Source organism: Hoylesella enoeca JCM 12259, assembly GCF_000613405.1.
Lineage (GTDB): Bacteria > Bacteroidota > Bacteroidia > Bacteroidales > Bacteroidaceae > Prevotella > Prevotella enoeca.
The window spans coordinates 1-3,720 of record NZ_BAIX01000080.1; the positions used below are offsets into that span (position 1 = coordinate 1).

Sequence of the window (3,720 nt, forward strand, 5' to 3'; positions counted from 1 at the left end):
CAATACATAGAGACATTCCCTGTACTATATGCTGTCTTATGTAAATTGTTTCAAAGATCACGTTCTGAAATAGCTAACGGTAACCCGAAAGCGGATGCAAAAGTACACACTTCTAAGATAAACACCAAATGTTTTCATGGAAAATTTCAATAATAAACTGTCTTTTTCCTAAATCATTACAAATAAATAGGAAAACAAAGAGCTATCACCTTATTATATATATACACTCAATCTCTTTTTCACAACAGCAGGATTACCTGCCGCCAGACAATCATCGGGAATATCGCGAACGACAACAGAGCCGGCCGCAATGATGCAACGGTTGCCAATGATGACTCCCGGACACACCACAACACCACCTCCCAACCACGTGTCGTCACCAATAATGATGGGATGGGCCATCTCTTTCGGTTCGCGACGTTCCATGAAATCAACCGGATGTTGCGGCGTATAAAACTGACAATTGGGGCCGATTTTCACATGCGAACCTATCCGCACGAGCGCTCCATCCAGTATCGTGCAACCACAATTGATAAAAGTGTGTTCGCCCAACACAATCCCATGACCGTGATCGCAATAGAATGGCGGACACACGGCCGTGGTCTTCGGAATACCGGGAATCAATTCTTCGATCACCGACCGATAATCGGCATCGTCAAGCGTCATCGTCTGCAAGCGCCTGCAAAGCGCTTTGGCATGCAATAAACTATCGTAAACTTCCGGATCAGAGAAACAATACATCTCCCCGCTACGCATTTTTTCAAATTCTGTTTTCATTCGCACCACTGTTTATCGGTATGAAACACTGCCGGACAAAGTTACGAAAAAATCATCATTTTGCAGGATGAAGATCCATTAATTGAATATTTATGCCTACTTTTGCAGAAGTAGGTGATCAGGCGCAACACGACCAACAGCTTTGCAACCGACGCCTTTTCGCGATTCAACCAACGCTTTTTCGCGCAGCGATTAACGCTTTCTTGCGAGGCAAAAAGCCGTTAATCAGAGGATCGCTTACAACACCTTGCGCAACAAGATATTACACAACGGAAAATGAATCAAGACAAGATCAAACAGCTGCTGAGCCTCATCACCTGCGTCATGGTGATCATGGGCGTGGCCATCAACCGCGATCACAAAGTGTTGGGGCATGATTTGGCAACGCCACAAGCGGCTCAAAGCAAAACCATCCAGGCAGACACGATGCGCACAGAGGCCGATGGCACCATCGTGATCAACACCACCAATTTGGCCAAAGATATTTCGGGATACGGCGGACAAGTGCCGTTGGAAATCTATGTAAAGGACGGTCGGGTGGTCAAAGTCAAGGCGCTGAAAAACTCGGAGACGCCCGACTTCTTTGAAGAAGCATCCCGATTGCTCACACGATGGAACAGCAAAACGCCCGACGAGGCGTTGGCCATGAAAGTAAACGGCATCAGCGGCGCCACATTTTCATCGCGCGGCATCATCGGGAACATGCAACGCGGACTGCAATATGCGCAGAAAAAAGCCTCCACGCCATCCTTTGCGGATCGAATCGATAAGTCGCCCCAATCGCTCATCGGACTTATCGTGGTGCTGGCCGGTGCCATTCTTCCGCTCTTTTGGAAAGATAAACGCTATCGAATGGTGCAAATGATTCTCAACATCGGCATCTTGGGATTGTGGTGCGGCACGTTTATTTCCTATTCGCTCATCGTAAACTATATGTCGGCAGGCATCGATCCGTGGACCTCGCTCATCCCCATCGTGATGCTTATCACGGCTTTCGTCTATCCGCTTTTCGGCAAAAAGAATCATTACTGCCACTACATCTGCCCCTGCGGCGCACTGCAAGATCTGGCGGGAAAGACTCGGAAACGCAAATGGAAGATGAGTTCGAAGACCGTCAAACAATTAAGCAACATCCGCCAACTGCTTTGGTCGGTGCTGATGGTGCTGATGCTGGCCGGCGTTTGGTTTCAATGGATGGACTACGAAATCTTTACGGCCTTCATCTTCCGCTCAGCTTCGATAGTGGTTTTGCTCTTTGCCGGTATCGTCACAGCGCTTTCGGTCTTTGTTCCGCGCCCTTACTGTCGTTTCATCTGCCCCACAGGCACCTTATTTAAGATAGCGCAGGGAGGACAATAAGCCATCGCGAAACTATTCATTTAAAATAAAATGATCATGAAACAAAGAGAATTAAAATGGGAAATCATCAGCAGTGAGTATCTCATTCGGCGTCCGTGGCTCACGGCCCGACGAGATGCCGTGCGACTGCCCAACGGTACTGTCTGCGAAGAATATTATGTTTTGGAATATCCCGATTGGATCAACGTCATCGCCGAAACAGCCGACGGACAAATACTCATTGAACGACAATACCGTCACGGGCATCAATCGGTGAATTTTGAGATATGCGCCGGCGTCATCGAATCGGGCGAGACGCCTCTCCAAGCAGCTCAAAGAGAACTCTATGAAGAGACCGGCTACACGGGAGGAGAATGGAATGAACTGATGAAGATTGCTCCGAATTCCGGCACACAGACCAATTTCTGCCATTGCTTCGTGGCTCGGGGCGTGGAGAAAACGGGCGGACAACATCTCGATCAGACCGAAGATATCGAGGTGTTTACATTCACTAAAGAAGAGGTTCACGCCATGTTGCAACGCGGCGAGTTCATTCAGGCAATGATGGTGGCACCACTTTGGAAATATTTTTCACAACAATGACACAATGATGGACACAGCTTTCACTTTGAATATCAGTATTGCTGCTCTGTTGGGCGGCATCATCGGACTCGAAAGAGAATATCGCGCCAAGGAAGCCGGATTCCGAACTCACTTCCTCGTGGCGCTCGGCAGCGCACTGTTTATGGTCGTCTCGCAATACGGTTTTGCAGAAATCCTGCGCCATCCCGGCGTTTCGCTCGATCCGTCGCGCGTGGCGGCCCAAGTGGTTTCGGGCATCGGTTTCATCGGAGCAGGCACCATCATCTTTCAAAAACACGTGGTTCGAGGTCTCACCACAGCAGCCGGACTCTGGGTGACATCCGCGATCGGATTAGCGGGCGGCGCCGGAATGTATGTCCTTTCTATCACGGCCACAGTGCTGGTGTTGCTTTGTCTGGAAGCCGTCTACTTCATCCAGCATCGGTTCGGATCGCGAAACATCGCCATGACATTCACCTCGCCCGACCGCGAAAACATCCGACAAATCATTCAATCCCTGCGCCAAGAGGGCACAGACATCGACTCCTATGATATGAAAGAGCAATGTTCGTCGGCCGGTTGCGTCTATTTGGTCAACATGGAAATGCGCGTGAAACGCAGCCAATACGAAGATCGCATCCTCGACATCATCTCCCGGCTCGACGGTGTGACCATCGAACATATCGAATAAAATGCCATCTTTTTTCATATTTTCTTGCTCCTTTAAGAAACTTTACTTACCTTTGCCCCCAGTTTTGACAGTTCCTGTCGCCTCCTTCGCCTCCTTCGCCCCCTAAGTTAGGGGGATCGGGGTCTGGACAAGAGAGGGACCAATCAAAAAGAACAAAAAAGAGATGATTAAACAAACAAATATAAACAGTCGTAACGCGATGCAAAAGAACTCTGTTTCTCTTGCATCTTTTAACGGTTTATATTTGCATATCTCGGAAAAAGTCTTAACACACACACACACACACACACACATCGCACCTGGCGTAGAGATATTTTAGGTCTTCGCCTACG

The 3,720-nt window shown here is 48.6% G+C and carries 4 protein-coding genes; 3 read left to right on the forward strand and 1 reads right to left on the reverse strand.

The window, feature by feature from the left end:
• Positions 1-213: 213 nt before the first annotated feature.
• Positions 214-777: a sugar O-acetyltransferase gene (locus JCM12259_RS12395; protein ID WP_025066677.1), complete on the reverse strand. Its 564-nt coding sequence runs from the start codon at positions 775-777 to the stop codon at positions 214-216.
• Between the two features lie 276 nt (positions 778-1,053).
• On the opposite strand from JCM12259_RS12395, the gene JCM12259_RS12400 reads away from it, so the two are divergent.
• The 3 genes from JCM12259_RS12400 to JCM12259_RS12410 are packed head-to-tail and all read left to right on the forward strand — an operon-like array spanning position 1,054 to position 3,388.
• Positions 1,054-2,136 (forward strand): 4Fe-4S binding protein, encoded by a 1,083-nt coding sequence (locus tag JCM12259_RS12400; RefSeq protein ID WP_025066678.1) that lies wholly within the window; start codon positions 1,054-1,056, stop codon positions 2,134-2,136.
• Between the two features lie 36 nt (positions 2,137-2,172).
• Complete coding sequence (locus tag JCM12259_RS12405; protein WP_025066679.1) at positions 2,173-2,718, forward strand: NUDIX hydrolase; 546 nt, start codon at positions 2,173-2,175, stop codon at positions 2,716-2,718.
• Between the two features lie 4 nt (positions 2,719-2,722).
• A complete protein-coding gene (locus JCM12259_RS12410) occupies positions 2,723-3,388 on the forward strand; it encodes an MgtC/SapB family protein (RefSeq protein WP_036889085.1) in 666 nt (221 codons plus the stop codon).
• The last annotated feature ends 332 nt before the right edge of the window (positions 3,389-3,720 follow it).